Source organism: Pseudomonas sp. FeS53a (assembly GCF_000931385.1).
Lineage (GTDB): Bacteria > Pseudomonadota > Gammaproteobacteria > Pseudomonadales > Pseudomonadaceae > Metapseudomonas > Metapseudomonas otitidis.
On record NZ_JYFT01000005.1, the window covers coordinates 86,035 to 105,988 of the forward strand.

Annotated in this window: 20 protein-coding genes; 4 read left to right on the forward strand and 16 right to left on the reverse strand. The window is 65.5% G+C overall.

The annotated features are described in order from the left end of the window. Positions 1-54 precede the first annotated feature (54 nt). Positions 55-1,383, reverse strand: coding sequence for a flavin-containing monooxygenase (locus SZ55_RS01870; protein ID WP_044400394.1), 1,329 nt, complete (start codon positions 1,381-1,383; stop codon positions 55-57). Positions 1,384-1,540: 157 nt separating this feature from the next. On the opposite strand from SZ55_RS01870, the gene SZ55_RS01875 reads away from it, so the two are divergent. Beyond that, the gene (locus tag SZ55_RS01875; RefSeq protein WP_044400397.1) at positions 1,541-2,287 is read left to right on the forward strand and encodes a spermidine synthase; all 747 of its coding nucleotides are present in this window, start codon (positions 1,541-1,543) and stop codon (positions 2,285-2,287) included. Between the two features lie 124 nt (positions 2,288-2,411). Continuing rightward, positions 2,412-2,909 (forward strand): thiol peroxidase, encoded by a 498-nt coding sequence (gene tpx, locus SZ55_RS01880; protein WP_044400399.1) that lies wholly within the window; start codon positions 2,412-2,414, stop codon positions 2,907-2,909. Between the two features lie 96 nt (positions 2,910-3,005). On the opposite strand, the gene SZ55_RS01885 is transcribed toward tpx, so the two are convergent. After that, positions 3,006-3,896 (reverse strand): SDR family NAD(P)-dependent oxidoreductase, encoded by an 891-nt coding sequence (locus SZ55_RS01885; protein ID WP_044400402.1) that lies wholly within the window; start codon positions 3,894-3,896, stop codon positions 3,006-3,008. Beyond that, the gene (locus tag SZ55_RS01890; RefSeq protein WP_044400405.1) at positions 3,893-5,452 is read right to left on the reverse strand and encodes a flavin-containing monooxygenase; all 1,560 of its coding nucleotides are present in this window, start codon (positions 5,450-5,452) and stop codon (positions 3,893-3,895) included. Before SZ55_RS01890 ends, SZ55_RS01885 begins: the two co-directional genes overlap by 4 nt. Before the next feature lie 112 nt (positions 5,453-5,564). On the opposite strand from SZ55_RS01890, the gene SZ55_RS01895 reads away from it, so the two are divergent. After that, on the forward strand, positions 5,565-6,278 hold the full coding sequence (locus SZ55_RS01895) for a TetR family transcriptional regulator (protein ID WP_152644421.1): 714 nt from the start codon (positions 5,565-5,567) through the stop codon (positions 6,276-6,278). Positions 6,279-6,340: 62 nt separating this feature from the next. On the opposite strand, the gene SZ55_RS01900 is transcribed toward SZ55_RS01895, so the two are convergent. The 3 genes from SZ55_RS01900 to fnr all read right to left on the reverse strand — a co-directional run bounded on the left by SZ55_RS01900 (position 6,341) and on the right by fnr (position 8,733). Next, a complete protein-coding gene (locus SZ55_RS01900) occupies positions 6,341-7,174 on the reverse strand; it encodes a metal-dependent hydrolase (protein WP_044400408.1) in 834 nt (277 codons plus the stop codon). A gap of 214 nt (positions 7,175-7,388) precedes the next feature. After that, the gene (locus tag SZ55_RS01905) at positions 7,389-7,937 is read right to left on the reverse strand and encodes an adenine phosphoribosyltransferase (RefSeq protein ID WP_044400411.1); all 549 of its coding nucleotides are present in this window, start codon (positions 7,935-7,937) and stop codon (positions 7,389-7,391) included. A gap of 61 nt (positions 7,938-7,998) precedes the next feature. Further along, a complete protein-coding gene (gene fnr, locus SZ55_RS01910) occupies positions 7,999-8,733 on the reverse strand; it encodes a fumarate/nitrate reduction transcriptional regulator Fnr (protein ID WP_044400414.1) in 735 nt (244 codons plus the stop codon). Positions 8,734-8,879: 146 nt separating this feature from the next. Here fnr and SZ55_RS01915 point away from each other — a divergent pair, with 146 nt between their 5' ends. Beyond that, positions 8,880-9,368, forward strand: coding sequence for a hypothetical protein (locus tag SZ55_RS01915; RefSeq protein ID WP_044400417.1), 489 nt, complete (start codon positions 8,880-8,882; stop codon positions 9,366-9,368). 33 nt (positions 9,369-9,401) lie between these two features. Here the strand turns inward: SZ55_RS01915 and hemN are convergent, their stop codons facing one another. The 10 genes from hemN to ccoN all read right to left on the reverse strand — a co-directional run bounded on the left by hemN (position 9,402) and on the right by ccoN (position 19,538). Beyond that, positions 9,402-10,784 carry an oxygen-independent coproporphyrinogen III oxidase gene (gene hemN, locus SZ55_RS01920; RefSeq protein WP_044400420.1) on the reverse strand — a complete coding sequence of 461 codons (1,383 nt, stop codon included), beginning with the start codon at positions 10,782-10,784 and terminating at the stop codon, positions 9,402-9,404. A gap of 123 nt (positions 10,785-10,907) precedes the next feature. After that, complete coding sequence (locus SZ55_RS01925) at positions 10,908-11,591, reverse strand: sulfite exporter TauE/SafE family protein (protein WP_044400423.1); 684 nt, start codon at positions 11,589-11,591, stop codon at positions 10,908-10,910. Beyond that, the gene (gene ccoS / locus SZ55_RS01930) at positions 11,584-11,802 is read right to left on the reverse strand and encodes a cbb3-type cytochrome oxidase assembly protein CcoS (protein ID WP_044400426.1); all 219 of its coding nucleotides are present in this window, start codon (positions 11,800-11,802) and stop codon (positions 11,584-11,586) included. Before ccoS ends, SZ55_RS01925 begins: the two co-directional genes overlap by 8 nt. 46 nt (positions 11,803-11,848) lie before the next feature. Next, the gene (locus tag SZ55_RS01935) at positions 11,849-14,248 is read right to left on the reverse strand and encodes a heavy metal translocating P-type ATPase (RefSeq protein WP_044400429.1); all 2,400 of its coding nucleotides are present in this window, start codon (positions 14,246-14,248) and stop codon (positions 11,849-11,851) included. Between the two features lie 9 nt (positions 14,249-14,257). Next, positions 14,258-14,755 carry a FixH family protein gene (locus tag SZ55_RS01940; protein ID WP_044400431.1) on the reverse strand — a complete coding sequence of 166 codons (498 nt, stop codon included), beginning with the start codon at positions 14,753-14,755 and terminating at the stop codon, positions 14,258-14,260. Between the two features lie 12 nt (positions 14,756-14,767). After that, complete coding sequence (gene ccoG, locus SZ55_RS01945; protein ID WP_044400433.1) at positions 14,768-16,183, reverse strand: cytochrome c oxidase accessory protein CcoG; 1,416 nt, start codon at positions 16,181-16,183, stop codon at positions 14,768-14,770. 139 nt (positions 16,184-16,322) lie between these two features. Continuing rightward, a complete protein-coding gene (gene ccoP, locus SZ55_RS01950; protein WP_044400434.1) occupies positions 16,323-17,297 on the reverse strand; it encodes a cytochrome-c oxidase, cbb3-type subunit III in 975 nt (324 codons plus the stop codon). Then, entirely contained in the window at positions 17,294-17,482 is a 189-nt protein-coding gene (locus SZ55_RS01955; RefSeq protein WP_044400436.1) for a CcoQ/FixQ family Cbb3-type cytochrome c oxidase assembly chaperone, read from the reverse strand. Before SZ55_RS01955 ends, ccoP begins: the two co-directional genes overlap by 4 nt. 5 nt (positions 17,483-17,487) lie before the next feature. After that, the gene (gene ccoO, locus SZ55_RS01960) at positions 17,488-18,099 is read right to left on the reverse strand and encodes a cytochrome-c oxidase, cbb3-type subunit II (protein ID WP_044400438.1); all 612 of its coding nucleotides are present in this window, start codon (positions 18,097-18,099) and stop codon (positions 17,488-17,490) included. Next, entirely contained in the window at positions 18,099-19,538 is a 1,440-nt protein-coding gene (ccoN, locus tag SZ55_RS01965) for a cytochrome-c oxidase, cbb3-type subunit I (protein WP_044400440.1), read from the reverse strand. Before ccoN ends, ccoO begins: the two co-directional genes overlap by 1 nt. Positions 19,539-19,954 lie beyond the last annotated feature (416 nt).

Here is a 19,954-nt window from a genome sequence, read left to right on the forward strand (position 1 = left end):
AAGGGGCGGGCGGGGCGATGGCGAATGGTAACCGAAAGCCCCGCCGGCCCGCGATCAGGCCGGGGCGTGTCGCCCTTGCGGGGCATCGGCCAGGTCGCGGCGCAGGGCGTCGATGTGCTGGCGCAGGGTGGCGCGGTAGCTGTCCTTGTGTACGTAGTAGGCCATGCGCGCCAGGGGCAGGTAGGCGTAGCCGCCGTCCACGCGCTGGCTGGCCCGCTCGGCCTTGGTCCGGGCCAGGTGTTCGGCGGAGGCGGCGCCGGCCTGGCGCTGGCGGATGAACAGGGCCACCAGCTCGGCCTGCTCCGCGCGGCCCTGCCAGCCCAGGCCGGAGGCCTCGACCATGCCGAGCATGAACAGGTTGTCGTAACGGGGATGGAAGATGTTCAGGTACAGCGCCGGCGCGTCGGCGTCCTCGCCCCAGTTCAGCGCGTCGCGGCTGATGAAGGGGTAGTCCAGGCGGTAGCCGGTGGCTTGCAGGATGAGGTCGTATTCGCCCCGCTGACCGTCGCTGAAGGTGACGCCGTGGCCTTCGACCGCCTGCACGTCGGGACGCGCATGGATGTCGCCATGGCCGAGGTGGTGCAGCACCAGGGAGTTCACCACAGGGTGTGCCTCGTAGAGCCGGTAGTCCGGGTCGGGCAGGCCGTAGTCCGAGGGCTTGCCGATCAGCGCGCGCACCAGGGCGGAGTCGAGGCGTTGCTTGAGCGGGCGCGGCAGCTTCACTGCGCCGCCGAAGGTGTCGATGGGCCGGCCGAGCAGGAATTTGGGCAGGAAGTAGTAGCCCCGGCGTACCGAGAGGTCCACCGAGCGGGCGCGGTGCACCGCGTCCACGGCGATGTCGCAGGCAGAGTTGCCGCAGCCGATCACCAGCACGCGCTTGCCCTCGAATACCGCCGCCGAGCGGTACTGCGCCGAATGCAGCTGCTCGCCGGCGAAGTGGCCCGGCAGCGGCGGCTGGTTGGGGGTGTGCAGTGTGCCGCTGGCGATCAGCACTCCGTCCACCTGCCACTCCCGTGCCTGGCCCGCCTGGCGGGTGCATACGCGCCAGCCTTCGCCCTGGGGCTCGATGCGTTCCACCGTGGTGCCGAACTGGTAGTGCCCATGCAGGCCGAAGTGCCGCGCGTAGTCATGGAAGTAGCGGCGCATCTCGCGGTGGTGCGGGTAGGGCGCCACGTCGTCGGCCATGGGGAATTCGCTGAACTCGGTGGTGCGCTTCGAGGAGATCAGGTGCGCCGATTCGTAGAGCGTGCTGTGGGGGTTTTCGATGTCCCAGAGCCCGCCGACGTCCTGGTGCTGCTCGAAGCCGACGAAGGGAATGCCGTGGCGTTGCAGCTGGCGGGCCGCGCTCAGGCCGGCGGGGCCGGCGCCGATGATGGCGTACATGGGGAAAGCACCTCTTGGCTGGTATTCTTCTCGGGCTTTTTTGCCGGGCCTTGGCCTGGACGGATTATGGCGAGGTGCGTGCACTTCGCTTCAATGGCAAACGGCGCCGTTGCGGCGCGACCCTGGTGCGAATTGTCACGGGGCGTGGGGAGAGGGGATGCGCGAGGAGCGATTGCTCGCCGAGGTGCACGATGCCTTCGGCGTGATCCGGGTACTGGAAGTGGGCGACTACCGCTTCCTCGAATTCGGCGAGGCGGTGGAGCAGAGCTGTGTCTTCACCGCCGATCCCAGTTGGCTGGAGTACGACTACACCCGCGCCATGCTGGTGGGGGCGCTGTGCCACGAGGCGCCGGAGAGCGCGCTGTTCCTCGGCCTGGGCGCCGGCACCCTGACCCAGGCGTGCATGAAGTTCCTGCCGCTGGACGACGTGGAAGTGGTGGAGCTGCGCCCGGACGTGCCGCGCCTGGCCATGGAGTACCTGGGGCTGGACGACGACCCGCGCCTGACGGTGCGGATCGGCGATGCCCTGGAGCTGCTGCCGACGACCGAGACGGCCGACCTGATCTTCGTCGACCTCTACACCGACACCGGCCCGGGCGTCGGCCACCTGGCCTGGCGCTTCCTGGAGGACTGCCAGAAGCGCCTCAACCCGGGCGGCTGGCTGGTGATCAACCAGTGGGCCGGTGACGATGGCCGCCCGCTGGGGGCTGCGCTGCTGCGCGGGCTGTTCCACCGTCACTACTGGGAGTGCCCGGTGAAGGAGGGCAATGTGGTGCTGATCATCCCGGCCGATCTGGACCAGCGCCTCGACCAGGCGGCCCTTCGTGCCCGCGCCGAAGCCCTGGCGCCGCGCCTGGGCTACTCCCTGCAACCGCTGCTGGACGTGCTCCGCGAGGCCACCTGAGCCGCGTGGGAGCCAGCGCCATGGCCGTGGGTGATCGAAAGTCTGACTTGCCGGTCGGAATTCATTATCCTGCGGCCTCCAACTTGCTGTGCCGTACAACCCATCACTAAGAAGGACAATCCAAATGGCTCAAGTAACCCTCAAGGGCAACCCGGTTTCCGTCGACGGCCAACTGCCGGCCAAGGGCGCCCAGGCGCCGGCGTTCAGCCTGGTTGGCAGCAACCTGGCCGACGTGACCCTGGCCAGCCTGGCCGGCAAGCGCAAGGTGCTGAACATCTTCCCGAGCGTGGACACCCCGACCTGCGCCACCTCCGTGCGCAAGTTCAACGCGGAAGCCAGCAAGCTGGCCAACACCGTGGTGCTGTGCATTTCCGCTGACCTGCCGTTCGCCCAGAGCCGCTTCTGCGGTGCCGAAGGCCTGGAGAACGTGATCAACCTGTCCACCATGCGCGGCGCCCAGTTCCTCAAGGACTATGGCGTGGCCATCTCCAGCGGCCCCCTGGCCGGCGTCGCCGCCCGCGCCGTGGTGGTGCTGGACGAGAACGACAAGGTGCTGCACAGCGAGCTGGTCGCCGAGATCGCCGACGAGCCGAACTACGCGGCTGCCATCGCCGCCCTCTGAGCGTGCGGTGAATGAAGAAGGGAGGCCTGGGGCCTCCCTTTTTTGTGGGTGCTCGCTTGGCGTTCGGGGCATTGCTGCCCCGGCAGCCGTGGGGCATCAGTCAGCCAGGTTCTGCGCCTCCCGTTCGCGGTTGCGGGGCTTGGGGGCGAAGCGGGCGGCCAGGCGCATGGAGGTGGTGACCAGGCGCTGGTAGAGGGTCGGCAGCAGGCGCTGCATGCCGTCCAGGGCCCAGGCGTCGGCGCCGATGAGGATGCGTCGGCTGTCGCGCAGCACGCCGCGCAGGATCACCGAGGCGGCCTTGTCGGGGGTGGTGCGCAGCAGCTGGTCGTTGAACTGCTTGCGGGCCTGGTCGGCCTCCTGGCCGGTGACGCGGGCGAGGCTGGCGTTCATGCGCGCGGTCTTGGCGATGTTGGTCTTGATGCCACCGGGGTGCACGCAGCTGGCGGAGACGCCGCAGCCTTCCATGTCCAGCTCCTGGCGCAGGGCTTCGGTGAAGCCGCGCACGGCGAACTTGGTGGCGTTGTAGGCGCTCATGCCCGGCTGGGCGAACAGGCCGAACACGCTGGAGACGTTGACCACGTGGCCTTCGCCGGTGGCCTTGATGTGCGGCAGGAAGGCCTTGGTGCCGTGCATCACGCCCCAGAAATTAATGTTCATGATCCATTCGTACTCGGCGTAGTCGCTGCCTTCGACGGTGCCGGCGTGGGCGACGCCGGCGTTGTTGAAGATCAGGTTGACGCGGCCATGGTCGAGCACCACCTGGTCGGCCCAGGCGTGCATGGCTTCGCGGTCGGCGACGTTGACCAGGGTGTGGGTGACGGTGACGCCGAGCTTGCGGGCCTGCTCTGCGGTTTCCGCCAGGCCTTCGACATTCACGTCGGACAGGGCCAGGTGGCAGCCCTGGCGGGCGAGGGCGTAGGCCAGGGCGCGGCCGATGCCGGAGCCGGCGCCGGTGATGGCGGCCACTTTGTTCTCGAAGGACTTCATGCGGTCACCTCCTGCGGGGCGGCGTTCTGGAAGGCCAGGGGCCCCTGGCCGGCGTGGACCGGCTGTTGCCGGCTGAAGTGGTAGGCGGCGGGGTCGAAGTTGCGGGTCAGCAGGCGGAAGCGCCAGGTGAAGCCGGGCCAGACAGTGCAGTTGCGGCCGCTGACCGGGTGGATGTACCAGCTCATGCAGCCGCCGGCGTTCCACACGGTGTTGCCGAGGCTGCCCTGGAGCTTGCCGTTGAAGCGGTCCTGGACGTCGCGCTTGACCTCCAGGCTCTGCAGGTGGCGGGTCTTGAGCAGGTCGAGGGCGCCGAGCACGTAGTGAATCTGCGATTCGATCATGTAGACCATGGAGTTGTGGCCAAGGCCGGTGTTGGGGCCCATGAGGAAGAACAGGTTGGGGAAGCCGGCGGTGAGGGTGCCCTTGTAGGCCTCCGGACCTTGCGGCCAGGTGTCGAGCAGGTCGACGCCGCCCCGGCCGAACACCACGCCGCGTGGCAGCGGGTCGCTGGGGGTGAAGCCGGTGCCGTAGATGATGGCGTCCACGGTGCGCTCCTGGCCGTCACGGGTGACGATGCTGTTGGCGCGGATCTCCTGGATGCCGTCGGTGATGACGTCGACGTTCGGCTGGTTGAGGGCCGGGTAGTAGTCGTTGGAGATGAGCACGCGCTTGCAGCCCATGGTGTAGTCGGGCGTGACCTTGGCGCGCAGGGCGGGGTCGTTGATCTTGCGCTTGATGTAGTGCTTGGCATACAGCTCGGCGAGCTTCATCACCTTGGGGGTCAGGGCGAAGCCGACCACGCGGCTTTCCAGCACGGTGTAGATGAGGCCGCGCCAGAGCTTCTGCGCCAGGGGGAAGCTGCGGAAGCGGTTACGCTCGCGCTCGCTGATGGCGCGGTCCGGCTTGGGCATCACCCAGGGGGCGGTGCGCTGGTAGAGGTCGAGGTGGGCGACCTGTTTCTGGATCTGCGGGACGAACTGGATGGCGGAGGCGCCGGTGCCTATCACGGCGACACGCTTGCCGGTGAGGTCGTAGTCGTGGTCCCACTGCTGGGAGTGGAAGCTCTTGCCGGTGAAGTTCTCCATGCCCGGCAGGTGGGGAATGGAGGGGGTGGACAGGGCGCCCATGCCGGACACCACGAACTGTGCGGTGTAGTGGTTGCCGGCAGCGTCTTCGATCCGCCAGATCTCCTGCTCGTCACTCCAGGCCAGGCGCTTGATCTCGGTTTCCAGCAGGGTCTTGTCCTGCAGGCGGTACTTCTCCCAGCAGCGCTCCAGGTAGGCCTTGATCTCGCCCTGCTTGGCGAACATGCGTGTCCATTCCGGGTTCGGCTCGAAGGAGAAGGAATAGAGGTGGGATTGCACGTCGCAACCGCAGCCCGGGTAGTTGTTGACCCGCCAGGTGCCGCCGACGCCGGCCTCTTTCTCGAACATGAGGAAGTCGTTCTCGCCGGTCTGCTTGAGGCGGATGGCCATGCCGAGGCCGGAGAAGCCGGAGCCGATGATGGCGATCTTGCAGTGACGGGCAGGGGGTGTGGGCGTGACGGGCGCGTTCATGGAGAGGCTCCTGTTATGATTGTTTTCGCGTATACAGCTGTATACCAATGTAGACATCTGTATACTCGCCAGCAAGCCATTCCCGGACAACCAACCTAAGGTAGGGCCAGACATGGATTCAGTGGTCGATGAGGAGCAGCTGGCTCCGGATCGCCCCCCTCCCGCCCCCGGCAAGCGCCTGCTGATGGAGGCGGCGCTGCGGCTGTCGTCCCAGAGCCGCAGCCTGAGCAGCCTGGGCCTGCGCGAGCTGGCGCGCGAGGCGGGGCTCAACCCCAACACCTTCTATCGCCACTTCAAGGACGTGGATGACCTGGGGCTGGCGATCATCCGCAGCATTTCCAGCGAGCTGCGCCAACCTCTGCGCGACCTGCGCCGCGAGGCCGCGGAGCGTGCGGTGCAGGCGAGCGGGCCGGCATCGCCACAGTTGCTGGGCATCGACATGGGGCGGGGGCGGCGGGTCTGTCACGAGACGGTGGATCTGTTCTTCGATTTCGTGGCGGGGCACGCCGAGGCCTTCATCATCGGTGTGCGCGAATTGCACGGTGCCTCGCCGGTACTGCGCGAGGCGCTGCGGCAGGTGATGGACGAGTTCGCCGAGGACATGGCCGAGGACATCATCGAGTTCCGCCTGCTGCCGGCCCAGGTGAGCGAGGGGGTGGTGCGGCGGGTCTCCAGCCTGATCAGTCGCAACCTGTTTCAGATGTCCCTGGATTTCATCGGCGAGCCCGAGCGGCAGGCGGAGATTCGCCAGGAGGCGGAGGAGCAGATTCTCTACTTGTTCACCGGTGCAGCGGTGTTGCAGAGCCTGGAGGCGATGGGTCTCTGAGTGGCTTGCGCTGAGACGAAAAAGCCCGGCGATGCCGGGCTTTTTCATGGGCGGACGGTGGCTCAGCCGGTGAAGCCGAGGCGTTCCTTCCAGCGGCTTTCCAGGGCCTTGGTTTCGTGGTCGAAGGGGTGGAAGCCAGGACGGTAGTAGTCCAGGTAGGGCTTGATCATGCGCGGGAAGTAGCCGGTGCGTGGGCCGAACAGGGTCTTCAGGCCGCGGGCCCAGCTGCGCAGGTTGAACAGTTGGCCGTCCTTGCGCAGCAGGTGGAACTGGAAGGCGCCGATCACGCCGATGAACATCACGCTGGTGAGTGCCATGGTGATGACGCGCTCGAAGTAGCCGCCACCGACCGCCATGTAGGCGTCGTAGCACACGGCCTTGTGTTCGTTCTCTTCGACGGCGTGCCACATCCACAGCTGGTACATCCGGGTGTCGTCCATCTGGGTGCTGAGGTCCTCGCGGCGCAGCAACTGCTCGGCCATGGTGGCGGTGAAATGCTCCAGGGCGCAGGTTATGGCGAGGCGATGCTTCTTGGTGGTAAAGCGGGTGACCCACTCGAGCAGTACCTTGATGCGCAACTCCAGGCGCTCCAGATCGATGCCGTGCTCGGCGGCGTAATCGTTGTAGGTGGCATGCTCCTTGGAGTGCATCGCCTCCTGGCCGATGAAGGCGCTGATGTCCTTCTGCAGCTGCGGGTCGCTGATCTGGTCGCGGACGGCGCGCACGCTGTCGACGAAGAACTTCTCGCCATAGGGGAACAGCGAGGACAGGTTGTTCATGAAGTGGCTCATGAAGGGATCACCGCTCCACCAGTACTTCTGGGTCCTGGCGAAGCTGAAGTCCATGCGGCGGACGGGGAAGTTGGCCTTGGGCAGGTTGGCGGTTGCGGTGGTCATGCGTGGATCCTCTCGATTGGGAGCCGTCCCATGTTGTTGTCTGGCTTTTGGTGACACGTTCGACTGTGTCATTGATCGATGTAACTGTTGAGGATTAACGCAGGTTTTGCCCGCTGGCGCGGACCAACTTTCGGCGGGTCGTGATGGGCTGAGCCGTAGGGGAGGGGATGCGGAGGTGGGAAGACGGGCCGCGCGAGGACGGCCCGGAGGGCGATTACTTTTCGTCGAGGCGGAAGGCGGTGAGGGCGAAGGTGGGAATGCCGGCGTCCTGCAGGCGCTCGGAGCCGCCCAGTTCCGGCAGGTCGATGATGGCAGCGGCCTCTACCACCCTGGCGCCCATGCGGCGTACGAGGCTGGCGGCAGCGAGCAGGGTGCCGCCGGTGGCGATCAGGTCATCGAAGATCAGGACCTTGTCGCCGTCGCACAGGCTGTCGGCGTGCACTTCGAGGAAGGCTTCGCCGTATTCGGTCTGGTAGCCCTCGGCGAGCACATCGGCTGGTAGCTTGCCTTGCTTGCGGAACAGCACCAGGGGCTTGTTCAGGGCGTAGGCGACGATCGAACCGATCAGGAAGCCCCGGGCGTCCATGGCGCCGATGTGGCTGAAGTCCGCCTCCACGTAACGCTGGACGAAGCTATCCACCACCAGGCGCAGGCCGCGTGGGGACTGGAAGAGCGGGGTGATGTCGCGGAACACCACGCCGGGCTTGGGGAAGTCCACCACGGGACGGATCAGGGTCTTGATATCGAGGGCGTCGAAGTTCATCGCAACAGCCTGCTGGAGGAGGGGAGAGGAAGAACGTGCCGACGGGCGCCGGCACGGTGGATCAGCCTTCGATGCTGCCGCCGGCGAGGGCGCAGAGCTCGATGGGGTCGAGGATGTGGACTTCCTTGCCTTCGGCGGCGATCAGGTTGCCCTGCTGGAAGCGGGTGAACACGCGGGAGACGGTCTCAACCGCCAGGCCGAGGTAGTTGCCGATCTCGTTGCGCGACATGGCCAGGCGGAACTGGTTGGCCGAGAAACCACGGGCGCGGAAGCGGGCTGACAGGTTGACCAGGAAGGTGGCGATGCGCTCGTCGGCGGTCTTCTTGGAGAGCAGCAGCATCATCTGCTGGTCGTCGCGGATCTCGCGGCTCATCACGCGCATCAGCTGGCGGCGCAGTTGCGGCAGCTGGACGGACAGCTCGTCGAGGCGCTCGAAGGGGATCTCGCAGACCGAGGTGGTCTCCAGGGCCTGGGCGGAAACCGGGTACAGCTCGGTGTCCATGCCGGACAGGCCGACCAGTTCGCTGGGCAGGTGGAAGCCGGTGATCTGCTCTTCACCCGAGTCGGTCAGGCCGAAGGTCTTCAGGGCGCCGGAACGCACGGCGAATACCGACTCGAAGGTGTCGCCCTGGCGGAACAGGAAGTCGCCTTTCTTCAGGGGGCGGCCACGCTTGACGATTTCGTCGAGCGAGTCCATGTCCTCCATGTTCAGCGAAAGGGGCAGGCACAGGGCGGCGAGGCTGCAGTCCTTGCAGTGGGCCTGGGGCAGGTTGCGCGCCTTGATGATCTCGGACATCCAGGTTTCCTTCATGGCAAACACGTAGAAGGCGTAAGGGTAACGCAGGCCGGGGGCCGAGGGCCAGAAAAACGCCTCCTGCGAAACGACTCAAGTTCATCCGTGCAGTGCCGAAAACCTGGCGTGATTACGAGGGAGTGCATGTCATGAGGATCGACATTTCCGGCTGGCCCTTCTCCAGCCAGCATGCGACGGCGCTCCGTAGCGCCAAGGCCGAGGGTGCGCAGGACCCGGCCCAGACGGAAGAGGCCAAGGCAGCCGGCAGTGCCACTGCTTCCGAGCAGCCCGGTGTGAAGGTAAGCCTCTCCAAGGAAGGGGTGGCGCGTTCCGAAGGGACGGGCAAGAACGATGACATCGACGAGAGCGGCCTGCCGGATGTCATCAAGCAGATCCTCAAGATGATCCGCCGCTTGCGGGAGCAGGTGCAGGAGAAGCAGAAGGAGCTGCAGGAGGTGGCGACGGACAGCAGCCTGGACGAGGAAACCCGCAAGCTGCGTCAGCAACAACTGCGTGGCGAATTGGCCAGCCTTAACTCCGCGCTGACCACGGCGCTGGTCAACCTGCGCAAGGCAATGAAGGAGTCGAAGCTCAGCGATGAGCAGTCGGTCAAGGCGATGAGCCTGGCCATGAAGTGAGTCAAAGGCCCGCCCCGTTCGGGGCGGGTTTCTTCAGATCACCCGGGAGAAACGCTGGGTGGTTTCCGGGGTGAGGTAGTGGTCGAACAGCATGCACACCGAGCGCACCAGCAGTCGGCCGGTGGGCTGGATGTCGATGCGGCGATCGGTGAGGCTGATCAGTCCGTCCCGCGCCATGGCTTCGAGCTGGGGCCACACGGCGTCGAAGTACCCCCTGAACTCGATGTTGTAGCGCGATTCGATCATCTCGAAGTCCAGTTCGAACTCGCAGATCAGTTGCTGGATCACGGCGCGGCGGATGCGGTCGTCCTCATTGCATGACAGGCCCCGGCGAGTGGCCAGCTGATCGGCGCCGAGGGTTTCCTGATAGGTGTTGAGGTTGCTGTCGTTCTGGCAGTAAAGGTCGCCGACCTGGCTGATGGCAGAGACGCCCAGGCCGATGAGGTCGCAGTGGCCATGGGTGGTGTAGCCCTGGAAATTGCGTTGCAGGCGGCCGTCCTCCTGGGCGATGGAGAGTTCGTCGTCGGGCAGGGCGAAGTGGTCCATGCCGATGTAGCGGTAGCCGGCCCGGGTCAGCTGCTCGATGCTGCCCTGGAGCATTTCCAGCTTGTGGGCCGGGCTGGGCAGCTCTTCGCTGCGGATGCGCCGCTGTGGCATGAAGCGTTCCGGCAGGTGGGCGTAGTTGAAGACCGAGAGGCGGTCGGGTTGCAGTGCGATCACCTCTGCGACGGTGCGGGCGAAGCTCTCCGGAGTCTGTCGCGGCAGGCCGTAGATCAGGTCGATGTTCACCGAGCGGAACTGCAGGGTCCGGGCCGCTTCGATGATGCCGCGTGTCTCGGACAGGCTCTGCAGGCGGTTTACCGCGAGCTGAACGGACGGGTCGAGGTCCTGCACGCCCAGGCTGACGCGGTTGAAGCCCAGCTCACGCAGCAGGCCCATGGTGGACCAGTCGGCTTCGCGCGGGTCGATCTCGATGCCGTAGTCACCCGAGTCGTCGTCCAGCAGGTTGAAGTGCTTGCGCAGATGGCCCATCAGGCGGCGCAGCTCGTCATGGCTGAGAAAGGTGGGGGTGCCGCCGCCGAAGTGCAGTTGTTCCACCCGTTGCTGCGGGTCGAGGTGGCAGGCGATGAGTTCGATCTCGCGCTCGAGCTTCTCCAGGTAGGGGAGGGCGCGGCCCCGGTCCTTGGTGATGACCTTGTTGCAGGCGCAGTAGTAGCAGATGTTCGCGCAGAACGGGACGTGGACGTAAAGCGACAGCGGGCGCTGCGCCTTGCGGCTGTCGCGCAGGGCGTGCAGCAGGTCGAAGGAGCCGATGCGATCGTTGAATTGCACGGCTGTGGGGTAGGAGGTGTAGCGGGGGCCTGCCGCGTCGTAGCGGCGGATCAGGCCGGAGTCCCAGCGGATATCGTCGAGCATGCGGGCAATCCAGGATCAGCAGTCAGTGGCGCGAGTCTAGGTGCCGCCCGGCCATGGCTTGTTGATCTGAGTCATGCTGTCGCAGAGCCCCGCCGCATGGGGTTGAGCGGTTCTACAGGGGGCTTAGTGCCCCATCAACCAGTGCTGGTGCGGACCGGGAAACGTCCAGATGCCGAACAGCATTACCAGCACCCCGCCGGCGATGCGGATACCGCGCTTGCGCAGCAGGGCGGTCAGGCGTTCAGCGGCCAGGCCCGTTGCCAGCAGCACCGGCCAGGTGCCGAGGCCGAAGGCGAGCATGAGCAGCGCGCTGTCGCTGGCCGAACCCTGGCTCGCCGACCAGAGCAGGGTGCTGTAGACCAGGCCGCACGGCAGCCAGCCCCAGAGCGCGCCGAGCAGCAGGGCGCGGGGCAGTGTGGAGACCGGCAGCAGGCGGCTCGCCACGGGCTGGATGTGGCGCCAGAGGCCGCGCCCCAGTGCTTCGATGCGGGTCAGGCCGCTCCACCAGCCGGCCAGGTAGAGGCCCATGCACACCAGCAGCAGGCCGGCCACCACGCGCATTGCCAGTGCTGCCGGGCTGTTGGCCACGGCCCAGCCGGCCAGGCCGATGAGCAGGCCGGCCGTGGCGTAGCTGAGGATGCGTCCGAGGTTGTAGGCCAGCAGCAGGCGCAGTCGGCGGGCGCGCTGCTCCGGTGGGATGGCCAGGGTCAGAGCCCCCATCAGGCCGCCGCACATGCCGATGCAGTGACCACCGCCCAGCAGGCCGAGAATCAGTGCCGACACCAGTTGTGGGGCGAGTTCAGGCACCGTCGCGGTCCTTGTCCTGCTCGGCGTTTTCGGCTTCGTCCGCCTCTGCGATACCTGCCTTGTGGCTGGGGTCTTCATCATCGAAGAGGATGCTGTGGGCGGGGCCGTCGAGGTCGTCGTACTGGCCGCTGTCCACTGCCCAGAAGAACAGCCAGATGGCGAAGCCCACCAGGCCGATGGCGACGGGAATGAGGATGTAGAGCGCAGGCATCGGGAGTCTCGTTGTCAGGTCAGGGCGGAGGATGCCGGGCTGGCCGCTAGGTGCGCGCCAGCCGAAGGGCGTTGATCACGACCAGCAGTGAGCTGACCGACATGCCGAAGGCGGCCCAGAGCGGGGTGACCCAGCCCAGTGCGGCAAATGGCAGGACGCTGCCATTGTACAGCGTCGCCCAGGCCAGGTTCTGGATGATGATGCGGCGGGTGCGCGAGGCGACCGACAGCGCCTGGACCAGGCTTTCCAGCCGGTTCGAGAGCAGCACTGCATCCGCGCTGGTCTTGGCCAGGTCGGTGGCGCTGCCCATGGCAACGCTGATGTCGGCACCGGCGAGGACGGGGACGTCGTTGACGCCGTCGCCCAGCATCAGCACACGCCGGCCTTGCTGGTGCAGGTCCCGCAGCACGGCCAGCTTGGCGTCCGGGCTGAGGCCGCCGCGTGCATCGTCGATGCCGAGCTGGCGGGCGATCTCGTCGACCATCGGTGAGCTGTCGCCGGACAGCAGCATGATCCGCCAGCCTTTGGCCTTGCAGGCCTCCACCAGCAGCGGGGCGTCATCGCGCAGGCGATCATCGAGCACCAGCCAGGCCAGTGGGCCGGTGTCATCGCCCAGTAGCAGCCATTGGCCCTGCTGGCCGGGAATGGCGGGCGCTGCCCAGCCGCCAAGTTCGGCGACGAAGTCGGCCTGGCCAATGCGCAGGCGACGCCCCTCCACGAGGCCTTCAAGCCCCTTGCCGGGGATGCTGCGCACTTCGTCGGCGGCCACCGGCGCACGGCCAAAGGCGCGGGCGATGGGGTGTTCGGAGCGGTTCTCGAGTGCAGCGGCCAGGGCCAGGCAGGCGTCGCCGTCCAGGCTCGCGAGGGGGTGGATGGCGCTCAGGGTCAGCCGGCCCTCGGTGAGGGTGCCGGTCTTGTCGAAGATCACGGTGTCGATGTGATTCAGCCCTTCCAGCACATGGCCCCGGGTCAGCAGGAGCCCGAGCTTGTGCAGGCTGCCGGTGGCGGTTGTGAGGGCGGTGGGTGTGGCCAGGGCCAGGGCGCAGGGGCAGGTGGCGACCAGCAGCGACAGCACGACCCAGAAGGCGCGGGAGGCGTCGATTTCCCACCAGATCAGCCCGACTACGGCGGCCGCCAGCAGGACGAAGATGAGGAACCACTGGGCGACCTTGTCCGCCAGTTCGGCGAGGCGCGGCTTGTCGGCCTGGGCGCGTTCCAGCAGGCGCACGATGGCGGACAGCCGGGTCTTGTCGCCCAGGGCCTGGACTTCGAGGGTCAGTGGCCCTTCGACGTTGAGCGTGCCGGCAGTGACGGCATCGCCCGGGTTGCGCGGCAGGGGCAGGTACTCGCCGGTGAGCAGGGATTCGTCAACGCTGGAGCGGCCTTCCAGGATCACGCCGTCGGCCGGCATCAGGGCGCCCGGAGGCACCAGGACGCGGTCGCCCAGCTTCAACTCGTCGAGGAGGATGCGCTGGCCTTGTCCGGTGTCATCCAGCCGCAGGCAGGAGGCGGGCAGCAGGTTGACCAGTTGGGCGGTGGCGGCGGCCGTTCGCTCGCGGGCACGGCGTTCGAGGTAGCGGCCGGCCAGGAGGAAGAGGGCGAACATGCCCACGGCGTCGTAGTACAGCTCGCCCGTGCCGGTGACCGTCGACCAGATACCGGCCACGTAGGCGCCGCCGATGGCGAGGGACACGGAGACGTCCATGCTCAGGTGACGGGTGCGCAGGTCCCTGAGCGCGCCGCGGAAAAACTGGCCGCAGCAGTAGAAGACGATGGGCGTGGTGAGGAACAGGCTGACCCAGCGCAGGATCTTGTCCAGCTCCGGCGTCAGGTCGATGTTGAATTCGGGCCAGGTGGCCATCGCGGCCATCATCACCTGCATCCACAGCAGGCCGGCGACGCCCAGTTGGCGCATGGCGCGGCGGTTCTCGGTGGCGAGTCGCTCGGCGGCTTCATCGGCCTTGTAGGGATGGCCGGCATAGCCGATGCGGCGCAGCTCCTTGAGCAGGCTGCTGAGGGGGATCTGGCTATCGGCCCAGCGCACCTGGAGCCGGTGGTTGGACAGGTTGAGGCGCGCTTCGGCAACGCCTGGCAGGCCCCGCAGGTGCTTCTCGATCAGCCAGCCGCAGGCGGCGCAACTGATGCCTTCGATGAGCAGGCTGGTCTCGCTGAGTTCGCCTTCGTGCTGGACGAAGGGTTGCTGGACGTCCGCGCGGTCAAACAGGGCCAGTTCGTCCGGCAGGACGCCGGGGAGGGCATCTGGGTTGGCGGCGGTCTCGCTGCGATGGCGGTAGTAGCTTTCCAGGCCGCCGGCGACAATGGTTTCGGCCACGGCCTGGCACCCTGGACAGCACATGGCCCTCGTCTCTCCCAGCACGAGGGCCTCGTAAGGGCTGCCGGCGGGAACCGGCAAGCCGCAGTGGTAGCAGTTGAGTGGGGCGGGCATGGGCGGGGCTTATTCGCCGAGCTGGGTTACGCCACCCGCCTCAAGGTTTTCCTCTTCGAAGAGGCGCCAGTCCTGGCCGTCTTCCTGACCGATCAGCTCGACGAAGCGGCGGCCGCCAACGTCGTCTTCCAGGTGCCCGGTGTAGAGACCGGGTGCCTTGGGTTGGAGCACGACACGGCGATCCTTCTCGGGCTGGGTAGGGGAGAGGAGGCTGAGCACCAGGTGCTGGGGCTGGCTCTTGCCATCGAGGCGGACCTCGACCTCGCCGCTGCCGTTGTCGAAGCGGACCTCGGCACGCATGCCCAGGCTTTGGGCCAGGTTCTCGCGCTCCAGGGAGGTGTTGATGCCCTTGCCGACCTCGTAGTAGTTGTCTGCCACCAGGCTCGGCGGGTTCTTGATGGCGACTACCAGCATGGTGGTTCCCAGCACCACGGAGGTGCCGAGGATGCCGAGGATGAACCACGGCCAGGGTTGCTTGTACCAGGGGCTTGGGGCTTCGGACTGCATGGTATTCCCGTTCTAGCGGACGCTGGGGCCGATGAAGCGGCTGTCGGCGTCGTTCTCGATGCTGGCGTCATCCACCGCGCGGACGCGGAAGACGATGGTGTTGGTGCTGGACGGCAGCTTGTCCGGGTCGATGGACAGTTCCACCGGTACGGACAGGACTTCGCCTGCCTCGGCACGCACTTCGCGCTTGCCCTCGTAGACCAGGCCATCCAGGCCGTCGGCTTCGAGCACGAAGTCGATGTCCTTCTGGGCCTTGTTCATGATCTTCAGGGTGTAGACGTTCTCGATGCGGCCTTGCTCGTTTTCGCGATAGAGCACCCGGTCCTTGATGACGTCCAGTTCCACCAGGGAACGAGCGCTGACGGCATAGCCGAACAGGCTGATCATCGCGACGAGGGCGGCAGCGTAACCGATCAGGCGGGGACGCAGTAGGTGCGTCTGCTGGCCGTTCAGGTTGTGTTCAGTGGTGTAGCTGATCAGCCCCTTGGGATAGTTCATCTTCTCCATGATGCTGTCGCAGGCGTCGATGCAGGCGGCGCAGCCGATGCACTCGATCTGCAGGCCGTCACGGATGTCGATGCCGGTGGGGCAGACCTGCACGCACATGGTGCAGTCGATGCAGTCGCCCAGGCCCTGGGCCTTGTAGTCGACGTTCTTCTTGCGCGGACCGCGGGATTCGCCGCGACGCGGGTCGTAGGAAACGATCAGGGTGTCCTTGTCGAACATCACGCTCTGGAAGCGGGCGTAGGGGCACATGTAGATGCACACCTGCTCGCGCAACCACCCGGCGTTGCCGTAGGTGGCCAGGGTGAAGAAGCCGACCCAGAAGTAGGCCCAGCCGTCCGCGTTGCCGGTGAAGAGGTCGGTCATCAGGTCGCGGATGGGGGTGAAGTAGCCGACGAAGGTCAGGCCGGTGACGAAGCCGATCAGCAGCCAGAGGCTGTGCTTGGCCGACTTGCGTAGGAATTTGTTGGCGCTGGCGGGGGCCTTGTCGAGCTTCATGCGCTGGTTGCGGTCACCCTCGGTGACTTTCTCGCACCACATGAAGATCCAGGTCCACACGCTCTGCGGGCAGGTGTAGCCGCACCAGACACGGCCGGCGAACACGGTGATGAAGAACAGGCCGAAGGCGCAGATGATCAGCAGCCAGGACAGGAGGACGAAGTCCTGGGGCCAGAAGGTGGCGCCGAAGATGTAGAACTTGCGTTCCGGCAGGTTCCACCAGACGGCCTGTCGGTCGTTCCAGGTCAGCCAGACGGTGCCGAAGTAGAGCAGGAAGAGGAAGGCGCCCCCTGCCATTCGCAGGTTGCGGAAGAGGCCGGTGAAGGCTCGGGTGTAGATCTTTTCGCGGCTGGCGTAGAGGTCGGTGCTTTGACCGCCTTTTGCCGGGGGAGGGGTAATGTTCTGGACGGGGATCTGTTCGCTCATCTATCTCGTACCACGGCTGTTTGGCTTGCCCCGATCAGTGCTTGCCGAACGGGATCTTAGTGCCACATCACATATGGTACGCCTGATAGCTGCCCGCCATGTGCGACAGTGCGTCGCGCATGGCGGGCATAGGTACTGCTTATTTGCCTTCGGCTTCGGTCGCACCCTTGTGGGAGAGACTGTACACGTAGGCGGCCAGCAGGTGGACCTTGTCGTTGCCCAGGTGTTCTTCCTGCGCCGGCATCATGCCCTGGCGACCATAGCGGATGGTCTGCTGCAGTTGGGCAAAGCTGCTGCCGTAGATGAACGCGTTGGGGTGGGTCAGGTTCGGAGCGCCCATGGCCGGGGTGCCCTTGCCTTCCGGACCGTGGCAGGCCACGCAGTTGGCAGCAAAGATGGCTTTGCCGTTTTCCGGGTTGGCGTTGGCGTCCTTCGGCAGGTCGCGTCCATCCAGGGTCTTGCGCACGAACGCAGCGACGTCACGAACGCCTTGCTCGCCGATCACTTCGCCCCAGGCCGGCATCACGCCGTGACGACCACCGAGGATGGTGGCCTTGATGGTTTCGGGCTCGCCACCCCAGCGCCAGTCGGCGTCGGTCAGGTTCGGGAAGCCGTAGGAGCCCTTGGCGTCGGAGCCGTGGCACACCGAGCAGTTGGAGGCGAAGAGACGACCACCCATTTTCAGGGCTTTCTCGTCCTTGGCCACTTCCTCGATGGGCATGGCGGCGTATTTCTTGAACAGCGGGCCGTATTGCTGATCGGCCTTGTCCATTTCCTTTTCCCACTGGTGGACACCGGTCCAGCCGCTTTCGCCGTTGGCGAAGGGCTTGCCTTCGGCAACTTCGTTATAGCCGGGGAAGATGCCTTTCCAGTTGCCCATGCCCGGGTACAGGACCAGGTAGCCGACGGCGAACACGAGGGTGCCGACGAACAGCATGAACCACCACTTGGGCAGCGGGTTGTCGTATTCCTCGATGCCGTCGAAGGCATGGCCGAGGGTTTCTTCGGTGGTTTCCTGGCGCTGGCCCTTGCGGGTGGCAAAGATCAGCACCGCCAGTGCCACCAGGGTGGCGCTGGTCAGGAGGGTTACGTACCAACTCCAGAACGTGGTCATTCGCTCTTACTCCTAGAAGCTTCGTCGTCGCGCTTGGTGTCCGCCGGCTTGTCATCGGCGAAGGGCAAGTTGGCAGCTTCGTCGAAGCTGCTCTTGCGCTTGCCGTTGTAGGCCCAGAGGACGACGCCGATGAAGGCGACGAACACCAGGATGGTTCCCAGCCCGCGGAGAGTCTGGATATCCATCGTGCTTACCGTTTGTTCTTGATCGAGGTGCCCAGACCCTGAAGGAACGCCACCAGTGCGTCCATCTCGGTCTTGCCCTTGACCGCGTCACGTGCGCCGGCGATGTCATCGTCGGTGTAGGGGACGCCGAGGGTACGAAGCGCTTGCATCTTGGCAGCGGTGTCTTTGCCGTCGAGCTTGTTCTCAACCAGCCAGGGGTAGGCAGGCATCTTCGACTCGGGCACTACGTTGCGCGGGTTGTACAGGTGCGCACGGTGCCAGTCGTCGGAGTAGCGGCCGCCTACGCGGGCCAGGTCCGGGCCGGTCCGCTTGGAGCCCCACAGGAAGGGGTGGTCCCATACGCTTTCACCGGCAACGGAGTAGTGGCCGTAGCGCTCGGTCTCGGCGCGGAAGGGGCGAACCATCTGCGAGTGGCAGCCAACGCAGCCTTCGCGGATGTAGATGTCGCGGCCTTCCAGCTCCAGCGCGGTGCGAGGCTTCATGCCTTCGACCGGGGTGTTGGTCACGTCCTGGAAGAACAGCGGGACGATCTGCACGAGACCGCCGATGCTAACGGCGATCACCATGAACAGTGCCAGCAGACCGACGTTCTTCTCGACTAATTCGTGTTGCTTCATTAGTGAGCTCCTTGCGGAATCTGGGCAGCCGCATCGTACTCGGCCGGCTTGGCGGCGCGTACGGTACGGAAGGTGTTGTAGGCCATCAGCAGCATGCCGGTCACGAAGAAGGCACCGCCGATCATGCGCACCAGGTAGCCCGGGTGGCTGGCCTCAAGGGCTTCGACGAAGGAGTAGGTGAGGGTGCCGTCTTCGTTGACTGCGCGCCACATCAGACCCTGGGTGATGCCGTTGACCCACATGGAGGCGATGTACAGCACGGTACCGATGGTAGCCAGCCAGAAGTGGGCGTTGATCAGGCCGACGCTGTGCATCTGCTCGCGACCGAACACCTTCGGGATCAGGTGGTAGAGCGAGCCGATGGAGATCATCGCCACCCAGCCGAGGGCACCAGCGTGTACGTGGCCGATGGTCCAGTCGGTGTAGTGGGAGAGGGCGTTGACGGTCTTGATGGCCATCATCGGGCCTTCGAAGGTCGACATGCCGTAGAACGCCAGGGACACCACGAGGAAGCGCAGGATGGGGTCGGAGCGCAGCTTATGCCAGGCACCGGACAGGCTCATCATGCCGTTAATCATGCCGCCCCAGCTCGGAGCCAGCAGGATCAGGGACATGGCCATGCCCAGGGACTGCGCCCAGTCCGGCAGTGCGGTGTAGTGCAGGTGGTGCGGACCGGCCCAGATGTACAGGGTGATCAGCGCCCAGAAGTGCACGATGGACAGGCGGTAGGAGTAGATCGGACGCTCGGCCTGCTTCGGAACGAAGTAGTACATCATCCCCAGGAAGCCGGTGGTCAGGAAGAAGCCCACCGCGTTGTGGCCGTACCACCACTGGATCATGGCGTCGGTCGCACCGGCATACAGCGAGTAGGATTTGGTCAGGGTGACCGGGATTTCCATGCTGTTGACGATGTGCAGCATCGCGGTAACCAGGATGAAGGCCCCGAAGAACCAGTTACCGACATAGATGTGCTTGGTCTTGCGCTTGATCACGGTGCCGAAGAACACGAGCGCGTAGGTGATCCAGACCACTGCCAGCAGGATGTCGATCGGCCATTCCAGCTCGGCGTACTCCTTGGAGGAGGTGTAGCCCAGCGGCAGGGTGATGACCGCCAGCACGATCACCGCTTGCCAACCCCAGAAGGTGAACGCGGCGAGAGTGTCGGAGATCAGGCGAGTCTGGCAGGTGCGCTGTACCACGTAGTAGGACGTGGCGAACAGGGCGCAACCACCGAAGGCGAAGATCACCGCGTTGGTATGCAAGGGACGCAGACGGCCGAAGCTGGTCCACGGAAGGTTCAGGTTGAGTTCCGGCCACACGAGTTGTGCGGCAATGAACACGCCTAGACCCATCCCAATGACCCCCCAGATCACCGTCATAATGGCGAACTGGCGGACCACCTTATAGTTATAAGCAGTCTGACTGATTGCTGTGCTCATGCTAGGGGTTCCACGGTTAATGGAGTTTTTCGGGACAAAAAAGCGGCGGCAAGTATGGAGAAAGAGGGTATGCAATGCAACGACACATGCCGTCACAAACCCGCTTTCCAAGCCCTCTGGAAAGGGTTTCCAACCTGTTTGCCAGGTGTCCCGACCGTGGTTTCCCAGTGATCGGTTCCAGTGCTTTCGAGAGGGGAAAGTCGCCTCGTGGTTATGCCGGGCGGCGACTACGGACCATATTAGTGCAAGGTCCAACTCGCGAAAGGCTACTGGTCGGAACGGGTGCGACATCGCGTCGCACTATATATAAGGAGGGGTGGACACCTCCCTGTGTCCGGTTTGCCCTTCTTGCGTCGGGCTGCCTTTGCGCGGCTTCCGTCAGGCGCCTCTCGGGCCGGGCGGTGTGGCGACGCCTC

Excerpts from the sequence above, each read along its gene's own strand:
- SZ55_RS01870 (WP_044400394.1), bottom strand. The coding sequence starts at position 1,383 with ATGTACGCCATCATCGGCGCCGGCCCCGCCGGCCTGAGCGCGGCCCGC.
- hemN (WP_044400420.1), bottom strand. The coding sequence starts at position 10,784 with ATGCTCGACGATATCCGCTGGGACTCCGGCCTGATCCGCCGCTACGAC.
- SZ55_RS01935 (WP_044400429.1), bottom strand. The coding sequence starts at position 14,248 with ATGCCCGCCCCACTCAACTGCTACCACTGCGGCTTGCCGGTTCCCGCC.
- ccoS (WP_044400426.1), bottom strand. The coding sequence starts at position 11,802 with ATGCCTGCGCTCTACATCCTCATTCCCGTCGCCATCGGCCTGGTGGGC.
- SZ55_RS01895 (WP_152644421.1), top strand. The coding sequence starts at position 5,565 with ATGGATTCAGTGGTCGATGAGGAGCAGCTGGCTCCGGATCGCCCCCCT.
- ccoN (WP_044400440.1), bottom strand. The coding sequence starts at position 19,538 with ATGAGCACAGCAATCAGTCAGACTGCTTATAACTATAAGGTGGTCCGC.
- SZ55_RS01875 (WP_044400397.1), top strand. The coding sequence starts at position 1,541 with ATGCGCGAGGAGCGATTGCTCGCCGAGGTGCACGATGCCTTCGGCGTG.
- ccoG (WP_044400433.1), bottom strand. The coding sequence starts at position 16,183 with ATGAGCGAACAGATCCCCGTCCAGAACATTACCCCTCCCCCGGCAAAA.
- SZ55_RS01905 (WP_044400411.1), bottom strand. The coding sequence starts at position 7,937 with ATGAACTTCGACGCCCTCGATATCAAGACCCTGATCCGTCCCGTGGTG.
- ccoO (WP_044400438.1), bottom strand. The coding sequence starts at position 18,099 with ATGAAGCAACACGAATTAGTCGAGAAGAACGTCGGTCTGCTGGCACTG.
- SZ55_RS01915 (WP_044400417.1), top strand. The coding sequence starts at position 8,880 with ATGAGGATCGACATTTCCGGCTGGCCCTTCTCCAGCCAGCATGCGACG.
- SZ55_RS01900 (WP_044400408.1), bottom strand. The coding sequence starts at position 7,174 with ATGACCACCGCAACCGCCAACCTGCCCAAGGCCAACTTCCCCGTCCGC.
- SZ55_RS01890 (WP_044400405.1), bottom strand. The coding sequence starts at position 5,452 with ATGAACGCGCCCGTCACGCCCACACCCCCTGCCCGTCACTGCAAGATC.
- SZ55_RS01940 (WP_044400431.1), bottom strand. The coding sequence starts at position 14,755 with ATGCAGTCCGAAGCCCCAAGCCCCTGGTACAAGCAACCCTGGCCGTGG.
- SZ55_RS01955 (WP_044400436.1), bottom strand. The coding sequence starts at position 17,482 with ATGGATATCCAGACTCTCCGCGGGCTGGGAACCATCCTGGTGTTCGTC.
- tpx (WP_044400399.1), top strand. The coding sequence starts at position 2,412 with ATGGCTCAAGTAACCCTCAAGGGCAACCCGGTTTCCGTCGACGGCCAA.
- fnr (WP_044400414.1), bottom strand. The coding sequence starts at position 8,733 with ATGTCCGAGATCATCAAGGCGCGCAACCTGCCCCAGGCCCACTGCAAG.
- ccoP (WP_044400434.1), bottom strand. The coding sequence starts at position 17,297 with ATGACCACGTTCTGGAGTTGGTACGTAACCCTCCTGACCAGCGCCACC.
- SZ55_RS01885 (WP_044400402.1), bottom strand. The coding sequence starts at position 3,896 with ATGAAGTCCTTCGAGAACAAAGTGGCCGCCATCACCGGCGCCGGCTCC.